Source organism: Synergistaceae bacterium, assembly GCA_012521675.1.
Classification (GTDB): Bacteria; Synergistota; Synergistia; order Synergistales; family Aminobacteriaceae; genus JAAYLU01.
The window spans coordinates 1-18,830 of sequence record JAAYLU010000072.1 but is presented as its reverse complement, the minus strand read 5'-3'; the positions used below and the strand labels follow the sequence as shown (position 1 = coordinate 18,830).

12 protein-coding genes are annotated in these 18,830 nt (G+C 62.6%); 6 read left to right on the top strand and 6 right to left on the bottom strand.

Annotation, left to right across the window (positions count from 1 at the left end):
- Window positions 1-626 (top strand): ABC transporter ATP-binding protein (locus GX181_07410; protein NLM71768.1); only part of this gene is annotated, 626 nt, incomplete at its 5' end.
- Here the strand turns inward: GX181_07410 and metF are convergent.
- Window positions 623-1,504, bottom strand: a complete 882-nt coding sequence (gene metF, locus GX181_07405; protein NLM71767.1) for a methylenetetrahydrofolate reductase [NAD(P)H] — start codon at window positions 1,502-1,504, stop codon at window positions 623-625. The two genes, GX181_07410 and metF, sit on opposite strands and share 4 nt — an antisense overlap.
- 5 nt (window positions 1,505-1,509) lie before the next feature.
- Window positions 1,510-3,966, bottom strand: coding sequence for a dihydropteroate synthase (locus GX181_07400; GenBank protein ID NLM71766.1), 2,457 nt, complete (start codon window positions 3,964-3,966; stop codon window positions 1,510-1,512).
- A gap of 104 nt (window positions 3,967-4,070) precedes the next feature.
- Between GX181_07400 and GX181_07395 the strand changes: the two genes are divergently transcribed.
- The gene (locus GX181_07395; protein NLM71765.1) at window positions 4,071-4,895 is read left to right on the top strand and encodes a diaminopimelate epimerase; all 825 of its coding nucleotides are present in this window, start codon (window positions 4,071-4,073) and stop codon (window positions 4,893-4,895) included.
- Window positions 4,896-4,988: 93 nt separating this feature from the next.
- Window positions 4,989-8,408, top strand: coding sequence for a hypothetical protein (locus tag GX181_07390; GenBank protein NLM71764.1), 3,420 nt, complete (start codon window positions 4,989-4,991; stop codon window positions 8,406-8,408).
- Between the two features lie 51 nt (window positions 8,409-8,459).
- Here the strand turns inward: GX181_07390 and glgC are convergent, their stop codons facing one another.
- From glgC to malQ, 4 genes are all read right to left on the bottom strand, one after another.
- Window positions 8,460-9,767 (bottom strand): glucose-1-phosphate adenylyltransferase, encoded by a 1,308-nt coding sequence (glgC, locus tag GX181_07385; protein NLM71763.1) that lies wholly within the window; start codon window positions 9,765-9,767, stop codon window positions 8,460-8,462.
- 60 nt (window positions 9,768-9,827) lie between these two features.
- The gene (locus GX181_07380) at window positions 9,828-11,315 is read right to left on the bottom strand and encodes a glycogen synthase (protein ID NLM71762.1); all 1,488 of its coding nucleotides are present in this window, start codon (window positions 11,313-11,315) and stop codon (window positions 9,828-9,830) included.
- Window positions 11,316-11,321: 6 nt separating this feature from the next.
- Entirely contained in the window at window positions 11,322-13,061 is a 1,740-nt protein-coding gene (glgP, locus tag GX181_07375; GenBank protein ID NLM71761.1) for an alpha-glucan family phosphorylase, read from the bottom strand.
- 122 nt (window positions 13,062-13,183) lie between these two features.
- Window positions 13,184-14,647 carry a 4-alpha-glucanotransferase gene (gene malQ, locus GX181_07370; protein ID NLM71760.1) on the bottom strand — a complete coding sequence of 488 codons (1,464 nt, stop codon included), beginning with the start codon at window positions 14,645-14,647 and terminating at the stop codon, window positions 13,184-13,186.
- Between the two features lie 80 nt (window positions 14,648-14,727).
- Between malQ and GX181_07365 the strand changes: the two genes are divergently transcribed.
- The 3 genes from GX181_07365 to GX181_07355 form a co-directional block, all read left to right on the top strand.
- Entirely contained in the window at window positions 14,728-17,223 is a 2,496-nt protein-coding gene (locus GX181_07365; GenBank protein NLM71759.1) for a DUF3536 domain-containing protein, read from the top strand.
- 121 nt (window positions 17,224-17,344) lie between these two features.
- Window positions 17,345-18,400, top strand: coding sequence for a TRAP transporter substrate-binding protein DctP (gene dctP / locus GX181_07360; protein NLM71758.1), 1,056 nt, complete (start codon window positions 17,345-17,347; stop codon window positions 18,398-18,400).
- A 22-nt stretch (window positions 18,401-18,422) separates the two neighbouring features.
- Window positions 18,423-18,830, top strand: a 408-nt coding sequence (locus tag GX181_07355; GenBank protein NLM71757.1) for a TRAP transporter small permease, incomplete at its 3' end; no start/stop codon positions are given.

Sequence of the window (18,830 nt, the reverse complement as noted above, 5' to 3'; positions counted from 1 at the left end):
GTGAGGGAGAGATAGTCTCCATCGTGGGGTCGAACGGCGCGGGCAAGTCCACGATAATGTGGGCTCTATCCGGGGTCAAGGAGCTCTCCGGGGGCGGCGTGAAACTGTTCGGGGAGAAGCTGCCCTCCAAGCCTCACGAGGTCGTGGCTCGCGGCCTGGCCCTAGTTCCGGAGCGAAGAAGGCTCTTCTCGGAGCTCACAGTGGATGAGAACCTGGTAATGGGCGCCTACCGCAGGAGCGACGACGGGGTCGAGGGCGACATGGAGAGGTGCTTCGACCTCTTCCCGGTGCTGAAGCAGAGGCTCAGACAGATCGCAGGCACCCTCTCAGGAGGGGAGCAGCAGATGCTCGCGATCTCACGAGCGCTGATGAGCAGGCCCAGGATTCTGCTGCTGGACGAGCCGTCTCTAGGGCTCGCGCCCATACTGGTGGATGCTCTTATGGGCACGATCCAGAGGATCAGGGGCGAGGGCATGACCGTGCTGCTGGTGGAGCAGAACGCAGCCCGAGCGCTGGAGATCGCCGACAGGGGGTATATCCTCGAGTCCGGCGAGTTCGTCAAGAGCGGCCCCGGCGCGGAGCTGGCCGAGGACCCGGAGGTGCAGGAGGCCTACCTCGGAGGCTAGGTCTCCCCGTTGAGCACCCTCCGGACGGTCGACAGGCCGACCATTATGCGGCGGGCGACGTCCGGGCGGTTCATAGTGTACAGGTGCACCCCGTCCGCGCCCCAGGAGAGCAGGTCGATGATCTGCTCCGTCGCGTAGGCTATCCCGGCCTCGGCCAGAGCCTCCGGGTTGTGCTCGTAGCGAGACATTATGCGGGCGAAGCGAGGTGGGATCGACGCGCCGCACAGGGAGACTATCCTGCCTATCTGGCGGGAGTTCAGCACCGGCATCACCCCGGCGAGCACCGGGATCTCGATGCCGATGGCGCGCACACGCTCCATGAAGCGGAAGAAGATCTCGTTGTCGAAGAATAGCTGGGTTACCAGGAAGTCCACTCCCGCGTCGACCTTCTCCTTCAGGTGGACCAGATCCTTCTCGAACGACGGGCACTCGGGGTGTCCCTCCGGGTAGGAGGCCGCGCCTATGGAGAAATCGCTGAAGTGCCCCCGTCTTATGTGCCTGATCAGGTCGGCCGCGTAGGGAAAGTGGTTTTCCCCTCCCTCGGGGCGGGGGTCTCCCCGCATCGCCAGGATGTTCCTGACCCCCTCCTGCTCCAATTCCTCAAGCACTCCCTCCACCTCCGCGGGAGAGGAGCCCATGCAGGTCAAATGGGCCAGCGAAACCAGTCCCCAGCGGTTCCGCACCGCGGAGGCTATCTCGACGGTGCGGTCTCTGCTGCTCCCCCCGGCACCGTAGGTGACGCTGATGAACTCCGGGGAGAGAGGTTTCAGGTCCGCGATAGTCGAGTAGACCGTCTCGATAGACGACTCCGGCTTGGGCGGAAAGATCTCGAACGATATGGCGTGATGCTTGTGGCGCAACAGTTCATGTATGTGCATACGGGCTATTCTCCTCGCTTCTTGTCATCTCTGCCGGCGAGCAACGACTCCACCAGGCGGACCGCGCTCACCGCGTCAGGCGCGTAACCGTGCGCGCCTATCGAACGGGCGTACCCCTCGCTGACGGAGGCGCCGCCTACTATAACGAACACGCCGGGAAGGCGTCGTGACAGCTCCTGCGCCGTCTCCGCCATGCCCTTCATGGTCGATGTCATCAGGGCCGACAGCCCCACTATGTCGAAACCGCCCCTCTCCGCCTCTTCGATTATCCTGGCCGCGGGGACGTCCTTGCCGAGGTCGGCGACCCGATAGCCGTGGCTCTTCAGCACCGTTCCGACCACGTTCTTGCCGAGGTCGTGCAGGTCGCCCTCCACAGTGGCGAGAAGCACCCTGCCCTTCTCGGCCGTCCCTCCGGCCTTCTCTATGATCTCCATCGCCAGGTCGCACGCCCTCTGGGCCGAGGCGGCCGACGAGATCAGCTGCGGAAGGAAGAACTCGCCCCGGTCGTACCGCCCGCCGACCTCCTCGAGCGCGGGGATCACCGCCCTATTCACCAGCTCCAGGGGCGTTTCCCCCGAGTCGAGCAGCTCTTTCGCAAGCTCGTGCGCCTGCTGCTCGTCGCCCCTCAGTATGGAGAGGGAGAGGGGCAGCATCGACTCCTCGACTGGCAGTGTCTCCTCCGCCTTCGCGGCGGCAGGGGCCTCTTTCGCCTGCCGTTCGGCGGCCCGGGACTGGAAAGACGGGGAGGCAGCGATGAACCTGCGTCCCTCCGGGTCGCGCCCCGCCAGCAGCTCCGAGGCCGAAATCGCCTCCATCATGGACCTGTCGAGCGGGTTGATTATAGCGGCGTCAAGCCCCGCGGCCATCGCCATGGCCGTGAAGGTCCTGTTCAGCAGGGAGCGGGCGGGCATGCCGTGCGAGATGTTGCTGACGCCCAGCACGGAGGCAATGCCCTCGTCCGAGAGGTAGGACAGGGCGTCGAGCGTGACCTTAGGTGCATCGTGATCCGCGCCCGCCGCAAGAGTCAGCCCGTCTATCATCAGTCCCTCCCTGGGGAACCCGGCGGAGTCAGCCGCCCTCAGAACCTTTCGTATCACGGATCGCCGCGCCTCGATGCTCTCCGGCAGGCCCTCCTCGTCGATGGGGAGGACTATCACGGACGCGCCGTGCCTCGCCGCCAGGGCCAATCCCGGCAGCAGCACGTCCTCCTTCGCGGTGAACGAGTTGAGCAGGGGGATGCCGGTGACAGCCGCAAGGCCTGCTTCGATGACAGACGGGCTGTCGCTGTCTATCGACAGGGGCGCCTGCGTCGACTGCCCGGCCGCGGTGACCGCAGCGGCCATGGCCGTCTCCTGGTCTATCGAGGGGAGGCCGACGTTCACGTCGATGATGTCCGCTCCCGCCTGGTCCTGCAGGCGTGCCTCCTCCCTGAGAGTCGTCCAGACCATTCGCTCGACCTCGTCCCTGAGCGGGGATTTGCGCGACACGTTGATCCTCTCTCCGATGACGCGGAAGGGGTGTCCTCCTCCGGCGAGGACGAGCTTACTCCGGCTGGCCAGGGGAGTGCCCAGGACTGGCTCGCTCCTGCGCTGTCTGACTCCCTTCAGCGCCGCTGCAAGTTTTGAAATGTACTCCGGTGTGGAGCCGCAGCAGCCACCGACTACAGTTGCCCCTGCCTCGGCGAGCTTTCGCCCCCAGTCGGCGAAGGAATCCGGCGGGCAGTACTCTCCGTCGCTGGGCAGTCCGGCGTTGGCGTAGACGAAGACAGGGATCCCGGCGTGTTCGTTCAGGACCTTTGCGACCGGCACGTACGCCTCGGGCCCCACGCCGCAGTTCGCCCCGACTCCCGCCGCTCCCATCAGGCGCGCCCACCGGGCCGCCACCTCGGGCGGCGTGCCGGTGACAGTGCGCCCCTTCTGGTCGAAGGTGAAGCTGACCACGAAGGCCGTGCCGGGCGCGACATCCCTGGCGGCCATGACAGCTGCCTTCGCCTCGCGGAGGTCGATCATGGTCTCGATCAGCAGCAGATCCACGCCACCCGCGACCAGCCCCCCCATCTGCGCGCGAAAGGCCTCGTAAGCCTCGTCGAAGGAGAGAGGTCCGAACGGCGTCAGCAGCTCGCCCAACGGCCCCACCGAGCCTGCCACGAGTGCTACGCTTTGCGCTGCTTTTTTAGCGAGCCGCGCGGCACGCTCGTTTATCTCCCGCGCCCTGTCCGACAGGCCTCGATGAGCCATCTTGACCGGCGTTCCGCCGAAGGTGTTGGTCTCTATAATCGCTGCACCGGCCTTGACGTAGGAGGAGTGAATGGACTCCACTATCTCCGGTGCGGACATGTTCATCTCCTCGGGGAGCGACGGGGGGCTCCACCCCTTGTCGGCGAGAAGCGTCCCCATGCCCCCGTCCAAGGGCACGACGCAGTCGTGTTTCTCTATCCACCGGATAAACTCCTCTCTTTTCATGCCACTTCCTCCCTGTCGCGGAGCTTCTTATGTAAACGATCATAGCAAAAAGCCGATGATAAGTGTAGTGTAGAATGATGAGCAAGGGAAGGAGGCGAATGAGGATGATCCCCTTCATGAAGATGCACGGCAATGGAAACGACTTCATAGTGATCGACGACAGGGAGGGTGTTTACGCGACGGATGAGCTCGCGGAGATGGCCAGGCGTTACTGCGAGAGACGCAGCTCGCTCGGCGCGGACGGAATCCTGCTTGTGGAGAGCGACGAGGGCGCGGACTACAGGATGCGCCTGTTCAACGCAGACGGCAGCGAGGGGGAGATGTGCGGCAACGGCGCTCGCTGCATCGCCAGATACGCCTTCCATAAGGGGATCGCCGGGGCCGAGCAGACCTTCTCGACCCTGGCGGGCGTCATGAGGGCATCTGTCGATCCCCCCTTCGTGGATCTCGACATGGGCGTGATCCCACTATCCGGTTCATGGTTCAACCACCGGAGGAAGGCCCTGGACAGGGTGTTCAGGGCGTCGTTCATGACAGTGGGAGTGCCTCACCTGGTGCTCTTCTTGGAAGGAGCGGAGCTCTCGCGCGAGGAGATGATCTCCGCCGGTCGCGAGCTCAGGTACAACGCCGACCTCTTCCCCCGGGGCGCAAATGTCAGCTTCGTCGAGGGAATAGACGGAGCGAGGATAAAATCCGTGACCTACGAGAGGGGAGTGGAGGACCTGACCGACTCGTGCGGCACCGGCTCCACCGCGTCGGCGATAGCTTGGGTCATGCGGGAAGGCGGCCCCGTGTCCAGCGCCTCCATCGAGGTGACCAACCCCGGAGGGATAAACGGAGTGACACTCTCGTTCGACCGGGACGGCAAGAGTGTATCCGCGTCCCTGAGGGGCAGAACGGCCATGGTGGCGGAGGGAGTGCTCTTCTGACGCTTGGAGCGTTTGAATGCTATAATCAACAATGGATTTTGCACAATCGATTCATAATTAAGCGCCCTTGGGTAAAAAAGGAGGTAGAGAGAAATGAAGAAAGTGCTGATCGCGCTGGTCCTGCTTCTGGCGGTCGCCGCGGGGGGCTTGTGGACGATGAACTTCGCGGGCGACCTGGTGGTGAGGGAGGCGGGCTCGGCCGTGAAGGAGCTCATGGACGCCGACCTCGCGGTGGAGGAGGTCGGAGGCAATCCGATCAGGGGCTTCTCGTTGAAAGGGGTCTCTCTGACAAAGGCGGGCGCGCCTCTCTTCAGCGCCCGGTACATCGACGTCTCCTTGAACCTGATGTCCCTGCTGTCGAAGTCGCCCAGGCTGAGCATGCTCTCGGTCGGAGGGGTGGAGATGGACGCGGACGAGCTGGCGGAGCAGGTCGCTCAGCTGGAGTTCGAGGGCGGCGGCGACGGCGAGATCCCGATAGACGTCATTCGCTTCGAGGAGAGCAAAGTCGTGTCGAAGTGGGGCAGGGCTGACATCTCCAAGGTTGATCTGTCGGTCAGAGGCCCGGAGATCCAGGCGGAGGTGAACCTCTCGGTCAACGGAATCCCGGTGAAGGGGTCTGTAGCGGCTCTGCTCGAGGGTGGTGGCGCCGAGATACGGTCGTTGTCGCTGGACCTCGGCAAGGGCTCGGTGGCCGCTTCCGGGAGGGTGGCCCCATCGCTGGGGGTCTCGGGAGCTGTGAAGGGCCTGGATCTGGCGGAGCTGGCCTCCTTCTGGCCGGCCCTCTCCCCCGAGGGCTTCGACGGTACCCTGTCCCTCTCCTTCAAGGGCGAGGGGGAGTGGAACTCTCCTCTGCTCGCGGGCGACCTGGACTACTCCGGAAAGTCCATCCTGGGCTATCCGGTGGACAGCCTGAGCGCGAAGTGGTCGCTGGGCGTGGACAGGCTCTCCGTGGCGGGGCTGGACGCCAGGGTGATGGGAATGCCCCTGGCGGGTGAGATGTCGCTGGCCTTCGCCGAGGGGAAGACACCCGTGGTGGATCTCGTCCTCTCCGGCTCGGGCATTGAGCTGGCCGAGCTCAAGAAGGTCTACCCTGACCTCGGGGACGTCTCCGGGAGTATCGACAGGTTCGCCATCAAGCTCGGGGGCTCGACGGACAGTTTATCGGGAGTGATCGAGTTCAGCGCACCGACACTTGGCATGATGGGGTACTCGGTGACCGAGTCGCGTGCGCAGGTCAAGCTGACTCCTACCGCCGCGAACGTGAGCGCGAAGTCACAGTTCGAGGGCGCGCCAATAACGGCGCAGGGGACGGTCGCGGACTATATGACCGCGCCCAAGCTCGACCTGACGGCGAACATAAGGAACCTGAACCTGCCGAAGATCGCGGCCTCCTTCCCTCAGTTGAAGGAGCTGGCGCTGCAGGGCGGCACCCATGTGGACATATCGATAAAGGGAACTCCCGCGACGCCGGACCTGTCCGTGAAGGCGTGGAGCGAGAAGATCTCCGTGATGAAGGAGCTCCTGGAGTCCCCGTCCGTGACCCTCGTCCTGAAGGGTGAGAGGGTCGCGGTGTCGAGCGCTTCGGCGAAGTGGCGCGGTGCCTCCATCAGCGCGTCGGGGACGGTCGACGGAGGGGACAAACTTGATATCACGGCGGTAATGGAGAACCTGCAGCCGGGCGCTCTCGCCCCCTTCTACCCCGATATGGCTCAGTACGGGATAAAGGGCGCTGTGACCGCGAAGGCCGTGATCAAGGGCAGTGCGACGTCCCCGAGGATTGACCTGGTCCTCTCGTCTGCCAGCCTCGGCGTCAAGGACGTGACCCTCAAGGGACTCAAGGCCTCCACGATGCTCGCGGGCGACCTGAAGGCCTTAGAGAGGGCAGACCTCGACCTGGACATATCCGCCTCCCAGGCGGCCGCGGCCGGAATGGGCTTCTCCGACCTGGTGTTGAAGCTGAAGAAGGCCGGAAACTCGCTGAACATACAGTCCGCCTCCGCGAAGAGCGGAGCGGGGTCCCTCTCCGCGTCCGGTTCGATAGCCCTGCCCGCGAAGGCGGGGGACCCGGGAGGACTAGACCTCGCCGTGACAGTCTCGAAGGCTGACTTGGCGGCCCTCTCCTCGGTGGGCGGGCTTGGAGTCCCCCTTGCGGGGGTGCTCGACGGAACCGTAGCCGTGAAGGGATCGCTCGACTCCCCGTCGATAACGGTCAAGGGGGGCTCTCCGAAGATCTCCGCAGCCGGCATGACCGCCACCGACCTGTCGTTCGCCCTGTCCGGGAACGCGGACAAGATGAATATCGACGAGGTAAAGGCGGGGTTTGGAGGAGGCATGTTGTCCGCCAAGGGAAGCGTGACCATGGGGGCCACCCCGGACGTCACCATCGACCTGTCCGGCGGCGACCTCGACCTGGCGTCGCTGGTATCAGGCATGCCGGATGCGAAGGAGCTGGGCATCAGCGGCAAGGCCAACGTCTCGTTCAATGGCAGATTTGCAGGAGCGGCGGGCAAGGGGCAGGGTTCGATCACGTCCCCGGCCCTCACTGTGATGGGGCTTAAGCTGGCGAACCTCTCCTATCCCATATCGCTTGACGGCAACTCCCTCTCGTCGAAAGGGGCCTCGGTCTCGTTCTACGGCGGGACTGTGAAGGGGGGCGGCGCGCTGGACATCGGCACGATGAAGTTCTCTCACTCGCTCGAGCTGAGCGGTGTGGACGTGAACGGGGTCGCGCAGGACTTCACCGGCGGCATGGAGGGAAAGATCGGCGGACATGCCGGCGGATCTGTCAGCATATCCGGCGGGCTGGACCCGAAGCTCTCCTACTCGGGCAAGGGTGCCTTGACCATAGGCGAGGGATCGATCACCGGCTTCAAGGGGGTCCAGATACTGACCGCGCTGTACAAGAGCGGCGTCAGGTACTCGAACGTATCGGTTCCATTCAGGCTTGAGACCGGGCGCTTCATCCTTGAGAAGGGGACCAAGGCCACCGCGCCGCAGAACGACCCGCTCTACAAGTTCCTGACTGCGGAGGGTCCTGTCGGGCCCAACAAGGCCCTGGCGCTGCAGTGCGCGGGCAACGTCAACCTGCAGGTGCTGAACGCCCTCACTGGAGGCGCGATAGGCGGCCTCACAGCGACGTCGCTGCAGGACGCGCTTAAGGGAGTGCTGGGCGGCCTTCAGAGCGGCATGGAGAAGGCCGACTTCCGGGATGTCTCATTCACCCTCGGGGGCACGACGGAGAAGCCGGGCTTCTCGAATCTGAAGATAGCCCCTGCGCCCGGCGGCGAACAGCCCCTTAAACCTCCCGTGGAGCAGCCTGTGGTCCCGGTGGAGGAGCAACCGAAGACAATCGAACAGGTCATCATAGACCAGATCGTCAAGCCCGTGGTCAAACCGGAGCCGGTGCCCGAGGTGACGCCCGCTCCTGCTCCCGAGCCTGCTCCCGAACCGGAGCCCGAGAAGAAACCGGAGGACATAATCAAGGAGAAGATACTGGAGTCGATATTCAAATAGCGGAAGCAGTAGGATAAAAAAGAGAGGAGGCGTGCGCCTCCTCTCTTACCGTCAGCTCAGGTTGGACCAGTAGAAGGGGCCCTTGGGCTGTTCCATGGCTTTTCGAAGCTGCATCTTGGGCATTCCGACTATGACTACGCCGGAGTTCCTGTCCAATGTGTAAAGCTCCGCGTCCTTCTCCGGGTCGAACCCTATCTCTGTGTTCGGAGGGATGATGTTGTGGCTGTCCACGATCACCTTGCGCAACCTGCTGTTCTCCCCGATCACGACGCCCTCGCCGATTATCGACTGCTCCACGGAGGCGCCCGGCATCACGGCGCTGTTCCTGGACAGGACCGACGACTCCACCCTTGCGGCCAGTACGCGGCTTCCCTCTGCGGCCAGGGTGCTCTGCACGTGGCAGGCTCGGCCCTCCACCGGGCAGACGTAGGACGGCGGGTCGGCGTACGACACGGTCCTGACCGGCCACTGGGGGTTGTAGAAGGTCATCTCGGACTCGAAGTCAAGCAGCTCCATGTGGGCCTCCCAGTAGGTCTTGATCGTCCCCACGTCGCGCCAGTAGGGCTTGTCCTCCCTCCAGTGCACCGAGAGCCTGCCGGGCAGGGCATTGGTCGAGAAGTCGTAGGCGAAGACCCTAGCCCCCGGCACCAGCTTCGGGATTATGTCCCGCCCGAAGTCGTGGCTGGTGGGCTGGTGGGCGTCCTCGATCAGCGACTCCTCCAGTATCTCCCGCTCGAAGATGTAGTTCCCCATCGAGACGTACGAGAAGCCGGGCTTCCCCGGGATTTCGGGCGGGAACTCCGGCTTCTCCACGAAGCCGACGATCCTGCCGGTGTCGTCCGTCTCTATGCAGCCAAAGGCCGAGGCCTCCGACGACGGGACAACGTTAGCGGCGACGGTGACGTCCGCCTGCTTGTCGATGTGGTACTCGATCATCTGGTCCACGTCCATCTTGTAGACGTGGTCCGCGGCGAATATGCAAATCCTGTCCGCGTCGAAGAGTGTCACCAGGTGCAGGTTCTGATAGACAGCGTCGGCCGTTCCCTGGAACCAGTGTTCGCCCCGCCACATCTGCGCCGGGACGAGGGTTATGAAGTAGTCGCGTCCCCTTAGGGCCCCGCCGAACTGCCATCCCCTCTCGATATGCTCGTTCAGCGACTGGCTCTTGAACTGAACAAGCACGTAGATAGCGAAAACGCCGCTGTTGACGAGGTTGGAAAGAGCGAAATCCACGATTCGGTATTTGGCCGCGAAGTGGACCGCCGGTTTCGCCCTGTACTTGGTGAGCGGCATCAGGCGCTCGCCTTTACCGCCGGCCAGTACCATTCCCAGTATTCGACCGTATTTCCCGGACTGCATGGTCTTTCCCCTCCTCATTTATATGGTGTCGTCAATCTGTTTCAAGACGGGCGGGCGACTTCAATCCGCGGAGTCGCCCGCACCGGGCAGTATCGAACGGTACATGTCCACGTACAATGGCGCCGAGTTGTCCCACGAGTAGTCCGCCTCCATTCCCACCCTCTGCAGGGCCCGATAGCCCCTCGGGTCGTCGTGGAAGAGGCGGAGGGCCTTATCAACTGCCGTGACGAAAGCACCGGTGGAGTAGTCGAAGAACAGAAAGCCGTTGCCGCCCGGGGAGCCATGCTCGAAGACAGTGTCCGCCAATCCTCCCACCGAGCGGGCCACGGGCGGGGTCCCGTACAGTAGGGATATGAGCTGCGACAGGCCGCACGGCTCGAACTTCGACGGCATCAGGAAGAAATCCCCCCCTGCGTAAGCAAGGTGGGCGATCCCCTCGTCGTAGCCGATGAAGGCCGAGATCGAATCCGGGCGACTCTCGGACAGGCTCCGGAGGGCCCCCTCGTACTCGGGCTGACCGCTCCCAACTATGAAGAGCCTGCACCCCCTGTCCATCATATCCCCCATGGCCGGTATGAATATGTCGAACCCCTTCTGATCCACCATTCGCCCCACCGACACGAAGACAGGACGTCCGTCGTCCTTCCAGCCGCACCTCTCGAGAAGGGCCCTCTTGCACTTCTTCTTGCCCGCCATGTTGCTCATCGAGTAGTTGGCGGGGATGAGAGGATCCCTGGCCGGATTCCAGGCATCGCCGTCGAGTCCGTTCAGGATGCCCCTGACCTTGAAGCCATGGCTTCTCAGCAGCCCGCCGAGCCCCGCGCCCCCCTCGTCGGTCTGGATCTCGCGCGCGTAGGAGGGGCTGACGGTGGTCACGGCGGAGGCGCCCGCTATCGCTCCCTTCATCAGGTTGGTCATCCCGTAGAACTCCAGCGCATCGACCGTGAAGGCGTCCTCGTCCAGTCCCCAGTCGCGCGGGGAGTGCAGAGGGAGGAATCCCTGGTGCGCGAGGTTGTGTATCGTGAAGACCGTCTCGAACTCGGACCGCCTCGTCCGGTAGTGCCTGTGCCACATCAGGGACGTGATCAGGGGCGCGGTGCCCCAGTCGTGGCAGTGCAATATGTCGGGCGTCCATCTCGCCGCCTCGCCCAGCTCCAGCGCCGCCTGCGACAAAAAGACGAATGGAAGCACAGTGTGCTGGTCGAGGTCGTCAGGATAGATCTCCCTCCCTTGGAAGAGCGGGGACTCGAGGAAGTGGACCGTGAGTCCGTCCAAGGAGGCGCTCCAGACGACGCCCCTGTGCACGCGCCAGTCGATCGAGACGCAGACATCCAACGATGCCTTTCGCAGCCTCTTCCCTCCGTCGCGGACAGAGTCCAGCACTCCGTCCCACGCGGGTATCAGCAGCCTGCTGTCGATCCCTGTTTTCCTGAGGGCGCGCGGCAGCGAACCAGCCACGTCCCCGAGCCCTCCGACCTTGCAGAAAGGGACGGCCTCGGGGGAGATATGCAGCACCCTTGTCCTCTTGCCGGCGGCCGCTTTCGCCATGGACGATCACATCCCCCGGAAGCTGACGTTGTAGGCCTTCTCGCAGTACTCGCGGACCACTCTGTGAGTGTTGAAGTAGCTGCCGTTGAACGCGATGTTCCTCTGCATCATCCATATCCACTTCTCGCGGTTGTCGTAGTAGGTGGGGATGATCTTGTTCTCCAGCTTGTCGTACAGGTCGTTCACGTCCAGCGACTCGTCGTAGTGGATCATGTCCGACTCCATCGGGTCGGGCCCGATGGACCATCCCGTCGCGTCCTCCATCCATCCCTCTATCCACCATCCGTCCAGAACGGAGAAGTTCATCACACCGTTTATCGCGCACTTCATGCCGCTGGTGCCGGATGCCTCGCGCGGCCTGATCGGGGTGTTCAGCCAGAGGTCGACCCCCTGCGTTATCATCGCGCCCTTGTCCATGTCGTAGTCCTCCAGGAAGACGATGGGAATCATGTCCCCCACCTTCTGTGAGACGTTCAGCAGCCGCTGAAGCACGGCCTTCCCCCCGTCGTCCCTCGGGTGCGATTTTCCCGCGAAGACAAGCTGGATCCTGTTGGCCCCGACCTCCAGCAGCCGCTTTATGTTGGAGAAGAGCAGGTCGGCCCTCTTGTACGTGGCGGCCCGCCTGGCGAAGCCTATCGTCAGGGTGTTCAGGTCGAACTGCTGTTTGGTCTGCTCCATGATCAACGCCAGCAGGCGCAGCTTCGACGCCTGGTGCGCGCTCCAGATCTCGTCCGGCGGGATCTTAACCGCCTGTACCAGCCTGCCGGGGTCATGCTCCCAGCCGGGTATGTGGGCGTTCAGCAGCCTTCTTATGCCGTTGCTTATCCACGTCCCCGGATGTATGCCGTTGGTGATCCAGTCTATCTCCGGCATGGAGAACATCTTCCTGCTCACCTCGGCGTGCTTTTTCGACACGGCGTTGACATAGCGGCTGAAGCGGATCCCCAACTCGGTCATCGAAACCCCGTCGGAATTCGGGAGCATGCGTTTCAGGTTCATCGAGGCCTGTTGCGAGATCACCCTGTCCACCAGGTCGAATCGGAAGAAGTCGTGCCCGGCCGGCACGGGTGTATGAGTGGTGAAGATCACCTGCTCTCGGATCTTGTCCACGTCGAAGTAGCCCTGCTCCCTCATCAGCTCCAGGGTGAGGAATCCGGCGTGCCCCTCGTTCATGTGAAAGGTCTCTATGTTCTTGTACCCGAGGTCGCGCAGCATCCTCAGTCCACCGACGCCCAGCACCATCTCCTGGCAGAGTCTGTAGGTCTGGTCTCCACCGTAAAGGTGCCAGGTCAGCTTGCGGTCGTCGGGGTGGTTGTCCTCGAAGTCCGTGTCGAGAAAGAAGACAGGCACCGGGTGACCCGAGATGCCGAGTATCTCGTACTGCCAGGTCCGCACGTGGACCTCCCTGTCCTGCAGGGTCAGGGTGATCTGGTTGGGCAGCAGGGTCAGCTCCTGCACCGGCTGCCACAGCACCGGCTTCTCCATCTGCCAGCCGTCTGTGTTGAAGGACTGCTGAAAGTACCCCTTGCGGTAGAGCAGGGTGACGCCGACGATCGGCACCCCCAGGTCGGCCGCACTCTTGAGTATGTCGCCGGCCAGTATCCCCAGGCCCCCCGAGTATGTCGGAATGGACTCCTTGATCCCGATCTCCATGGACAGGTAGGCAACGGGCCTGAAGGCCGGATCCGTCTCCATAAGTCTTCGTATCGAACTACCCAGTTCTCTTTGATGATGCGTGGTTATCATGAGCAAGGCTCACCTCTTTAGAAAGACAAAAATATAAAACCCTGCGCCCGAACTTCACAAAGCGCAAAAATGCTCTATATATGATTTTACCAGAGAAAGGCCAGGTTTTTGAAGCCTCCCCACTAGTTTCTTCCGTATATTTCAGCGAGTTGCTTTATCCCCTTGGAGAACTCTTCAGTGAAAAACTGCTCCCGGGCCCTCCACTCCCAGTTGCCGGAGGTCGTCGCCGGCCTGTTGACCCTGGCCTCCCCTCCGAGCCCCAGGTAGTCCTGAAGGGGGATGACGGCCCGCTCCGCAACTGAGGAGAGCACCATTCTGACGACTATCTCCGGGACCTCCTTGTCCTTCGGGACAAGCCCCGCGTAACGGGCGAGGGCCTTGCGCTCGGCGTCCGTGGCATCCTCCCTGTACCATCCAAGGGCGGTGTTGTTGTCATGCGTCCCGCTGTAGGCGGCGAGGTCCGTGACGTAGTTGTGCGGTATGTGGGGGTTGTCCCTCATGTCCCCGCCGAATCCGAATAGCAGCACCGCCATGCCGGGGAAGCCGCCCCTCTTCATTCCCTCCGTGACGTCGGGCGTGATGACGCCTAAATTCTCCGCCAGGAAGCTGGAACTCGGCAGGTTTTCCGCGACAGAGCGGAAAAAACCCTCGGGACGGGCCTCCCGCCAGGCGCCCCTCTCCGCGGTGGCGTCCCCCCACGGCACGGCCCAGTAGCCGAACAGGCCGCGGAAGTGGTCTATCCTGACTGTGTGGAACATCGACAAAGAGTGCCTAAGTCGATTTATCCACCATGAGAAGCCGTCCTTCTCCATCTCCTCCCAGTCATACAGCGGATTGCCCCAGAGCTGCCCGGTGCTGCTGAAGTAGTCGGGCGGCACTCCGGAGACCTCCTTCGGGACGAGATCGTCGTCCAGCTGGAAAAGGCCGGGGTTCGACCAGACGTCCGAGCTGTCGTAGTTGACGTAGATCGGCATGTCGCCGAGCAGCTCTATCCCCTTCGCGTCGCACTCGCTCCTCAACTGCCCCATGCCCTCGAAGAAGAGGAACTGCAAGAAAAGGACGAAGTCGATCTCCTCGCGAAGCTCCGTGCGGGCCCTCTCCAACGCTCTTTCCTCCCTGCGTTTCAGCCCGTCCGGCCACTCGTACCACGGCAATCCTTCCATTCGCCGCTTTATTGAAACGTACAGGGCATAATCGAAAAGCCAATAGCCGTGCTCCTCCAGGAACCGCTCGTAGTCGGGCACTGGCGAGAAGCTCTCGAAGGCCCTGCGAAGCAGTCTGCCCTTGTAGTCCCTCGCAAGGTCGTAGTTCACCCTGTCCTCCGGAAAAACCGGCGCACCGGCAAGCTCCCCGGTCGACAGAAGTCCCCTGTCGACAAGGGCCTCCGGCGGGATGAAGAGGTGATTCCCCGCGAATGCGGACGGCGAGCTGTACGGTGAGTTTCCCATCGCGCCGTCCGTCTCCGAAAGGGGCAACACTTGCCATAACCTCTGCCCCGAGCGAGAGAGAAAGCCGACGAACCCCGTCGCTTCGGGTCCAAGGTCCCCTATGCCCCATCTCCCCGGGAGGGAGAATACCGGGAGCAATATCCCGCAGAGTCTGTCCAGAAAAAGCACCCCCTTTCTTTTTTTAATTGTACACTAAGGGAGGAAGAAAGAGGTATACTATGAAAACAGAGAGAAGGACGGGAGTGATCTTCTTGAACCGCTTCATATGTCTTCACGGTCATTTCTACCAGCCCCCGAGGGAGAACCCGTGGATCGGAGAGATCGAGATCCAGGAGTCGGCCGCTCCGTGGCACGACTGGAACGAGCGCATCGCGGAGGAGTGCTACGGTCCGAACGCGGCGGCCCGGCTTTTCGACGACCAGGGCTGGATCAGGAGCATAGTGAACAACTACTCCAGGATCAGCTTCAACTTCGGCCCCACTCTGCTGTCATGGATGGAGCAGAAACGCCCCGAGTACTACCGGTGCATCCTGGAGGCCGACAGGCTCGGCGCAAGGCGCTTTTCCGGTCACGGACCGGCGATCGCGCAGGCCTACAACCACATGATCATGCCCCTTGCCAACAAGAGGGACAAGATCACTCAAGTCCACTGGGGGTTGGAGGACTTCAGGAGGCGCTTCGGACGTGATCCGGAGGGCCTGTGGCTCCCGGAGACGGCGGTCGACTCCGAGACGCTCGATATCTTGACGGAGAACGGAATCAGGTTCGTAATACTCGCGCCTCGGCAGGCCGACTCGGTGCGCTCCGGCCGATCCTCGTCGTGGATCGGCGTCGCGGGGGAGAGGGTGGACACCAGTCGACCCTATGTATGCTCCCTTTCGTCGGGGCGGGAGATCGCGGTATTTTTCTACCACGGCGCCCTCGCGCAGAAGGTCGCGTTCGGCGACGCGCTCAGGAACGGCGGCGACTTTGCGAGGATGCTGATCGACTCCGTGTGTGGAGGCGGCTCGGCAGACCCGCGACTCGTCTCCGTGGCGACGGACGGAGAGACCTTCGGGCACCATCATAAGTACGGGGACATGGCCCTGGCCTACTGCCTGGACACGATAGAGAGATCCAGGGAGGCGGCTCTGACCGTCTACGGAGAGTTCCTGGAGTTCTACCCGCCCATGGAGGAGGTAAGAATCGTCGAGAACTCCTCGTGGAGCTGCGTTCACGGAGTCGGCAGGTGGAAGGAGGACTGCGGCTGCTCGGCTCACTCCCGCCCCGGCTGGAACCAGAGCTGGCGAGCGCCTCTCCGGGCGGCCATGGACGGGCTGAGGGATTCGGCCGCGACTCTGTTTGAGAGGGATTCGGCCGGGCTGTTCCCCGACCCGTGGGGAGCGCGCAACAGGTACATCGACGTCTTCTTCGACCGGTCGAGGTCGTCGCCCGCGGGCTTCGTAGAGGGGGAGGCCGGGAGGGCTCTATCGCACGACGAGAGGGTCAAGGGGCTTCGGCTGATGGAGCTTCAGCTCAACCTGAACCTTATGTATACCAGCTGCGGCTGGTTCTTCGACGACATATCGGGCATCGAGAACATCCAGGTGATGGCCTACGCGGCAAGGGCCCTGGAGCTTTGCGGATACCTCTTCCCCGGCGAGGACCTGTGGACGCCCTTCATGGACTCGCTGGAGCGGGCGCCGAGCAACATCGCCGAGCTGGAGAACGGCAGGAGGGTCTTCGAGGTATTCGTGACTCCGTCCATGTCGAACCTCCTGCGAGCCGGGGCGCACTACGCCTTCTCCTCTCTCTTCTCCCGCACGGAGGGGGAGGTGAAGTTGGACCGGGAGGACTCGTTCTACACCTACAGAATCCCGTACTGCTCGATGAGGCGGGTGAAGACGGACGGGCGGGTTTACGTAATAGGCGACCTGGCCGTGCGCTCGGAGCTCACCCTCGACGAAAAGGAGCTGTTCGTCGCGGCTCTGCACGTCGGAGGCAGGAAGGCTCTCTGCGGGGTTGCCGAGAAGAGCGCCTTCGCAGAGGATGGCTTCGCCGAGAGGCTTGAGGACTCGCTGAGGGAGGGGAACGAGAGGACGTTGGTCGAGGTCTTCGGGCACAACACCTTCTCCTTCCGTCACCTCTTCAAGGACGATCAGCAGCGCATACTCAACAGGATAATATCAGCCGATGTGGAAGAGGTGGTCTCCTCTTTGAGACGGACGGTCTCCGGCTACTCCGACCTGCTCTTCTACCTCACCGACATCGGCATGCCGATCCCGGACGTGCTCAGGAGCGCGGCGGAGGTGGTGCTAAACGACGATCTGAGGCATGACTTCGAGGCAGAGCAGCCGGACATCAAGCTGATAGAAAAGAAGATCTCCGGGGGGACGCGCCTCGGTATCCATGTCGACTCGGCCTTCGTCAGGCACTCCGGTATGAGCCTGCTGAAGAGGCTCTTCGACTCGCTCGAGCGCTCGCCCCTCGACGAGCTCGCCCTTCGCCGGATAATGGAGCTGCTGCTCTTTTTCAGGGACCAGGGGCTCGAGATGGACCTGTGGGACGCGCAGAACAAGTTTGCCCGCATAATCGTTGAAAACGGGGATCTGTCGTGCTGCGGGGGGCTTTACGATGCCCTGGGAGAGATGCTGAGGATCCGCCGTACGGGAGTGGGGGCCGACTTCCCCGACAGGGCGGCCCTCCGGACGGACAGGCGGCATCAAGGCGGTTAGAACTCGGCCAACCGGGTCGAAAGTCCCTTATATCGCCGGCTGTTTTGGTGTACTATTATGCACAGTTCAAGAGTCCAGAAGTTTTTTCAGCAAGCCGGTTTCCCCGGCGAATCATGAAAGGATGGTGAGCCCGATGAAGTGCTTCAAGTTGTTTGCTCTTGCGGCGGTGTTGGGGTTTTGCGCCCTTGTCCTACCGGTCGGCTCGGAGGCGGCGGTTGAGGTAAAGATGTCCTACAACGGCCCCGCTGACGAGGAGAACAACGCTGTGCACCTGTTCGCCTCGAACTTCAAGAGACTGGTGGAGGAGGGGACGGGCGGCGAGGTGATCATCGAACTCTTCCCTGACAGCCAGTTGGGGAACGAGGAGGAGCGGATGGAGCTTCTGCTTAAGCAGGGGATGAACCTCCCGATCATGAACGTGGCCTCCTTCGCCGGTGTCGCACCGGTCTTCCCCGAGATCTACGCCTCCGCGGTCCCCTTCATGTTCGACAGCTTCAAGGCGGCGCACTTCTTCTTCGACGAGAGCCAGTTCTGGAACGACGCGAAGGAGGAGTTCCACGCCCGCACCGGGGCCTACCTGGTCGAGGCGGTCGAGGAGGGCGGGTTCCTTGCCTTCACCAATAACGTCAGGGAGATCAGGAGGGCGGAGGACTTCGAGGGACTGAAGTTCCGCGGCATGGACGAGGGACAGGTGATACTCTACAAGTCCTTCGGCGCAAGCGGCACACCTGTCCCGTGGACAGAGCTCTACCTGGCGCTTAAGACCAGCGTAGTGGACGGTCAGATGAATCCGGCGATGTACATCAAGATGGGCAGCCTCCAAGAGGTCCAAAAATACCTGACCCTTGCGAACATCCAGTACTCGGACCAGTTCCTGGTGATCAACGGGGACCTGATGGACTCTTTGCCGGAAGAGCACAGGGTCGTCGTCCTTGACGCGGCGAAGAAGGCCAACGTCCTCAACCGCGAGGCAATGGCCATACAGGACCAGAAGGACATCGACTTCCTGGTGGAGAGGGGCATGATAGCCTGTTACCCGAACGACGAGGAGATGGAGACCTTCCGAAGCGCCGGACAGCCCGCCTACGTCGAGTGGCTCAAGGAGACGGTCGGCGAGGATTGGCTGGAGAAGTCGCTCCAGTGCGCAAGACGAGCCAACGAGAAGGCGAAAGAGTAGCCGGGTCGGATTCTTGCTGCCAATGCAAAACGGCGTCGGTTTAAACGATAGCGCAGGTGCCCTTGGCTCTGCTTGGCTCCGAAGGCTTGAGCGGATCAGTGCTTGGGGCGCCTGCATACTTCTGGCGATAAACGTCGGCGATATCATCATCGGAGTGATGTGCCGCTACGTTTTCAAGAGCTCTCTTATATGGACCGAGGAGGCGGCTCGCTTCTCCCTGGTGTGGATGGTGATGGTCGGTGCCCTTGGAGCGGCCCTGAGGGGGGATCACATGGTGATCGACTTCGTGGTTCCGCACCTTCCGGCGCCGCTTCGCCGCCTGATCGAGTGGGGGCGCTTCGTACTCTCCCTGTCCGTCTTCTTGCTGATGATATACGTCGGGACGGTGAACGCGTTTCAGATGAAGGGGATGAGGACGATAGCCCTGGGC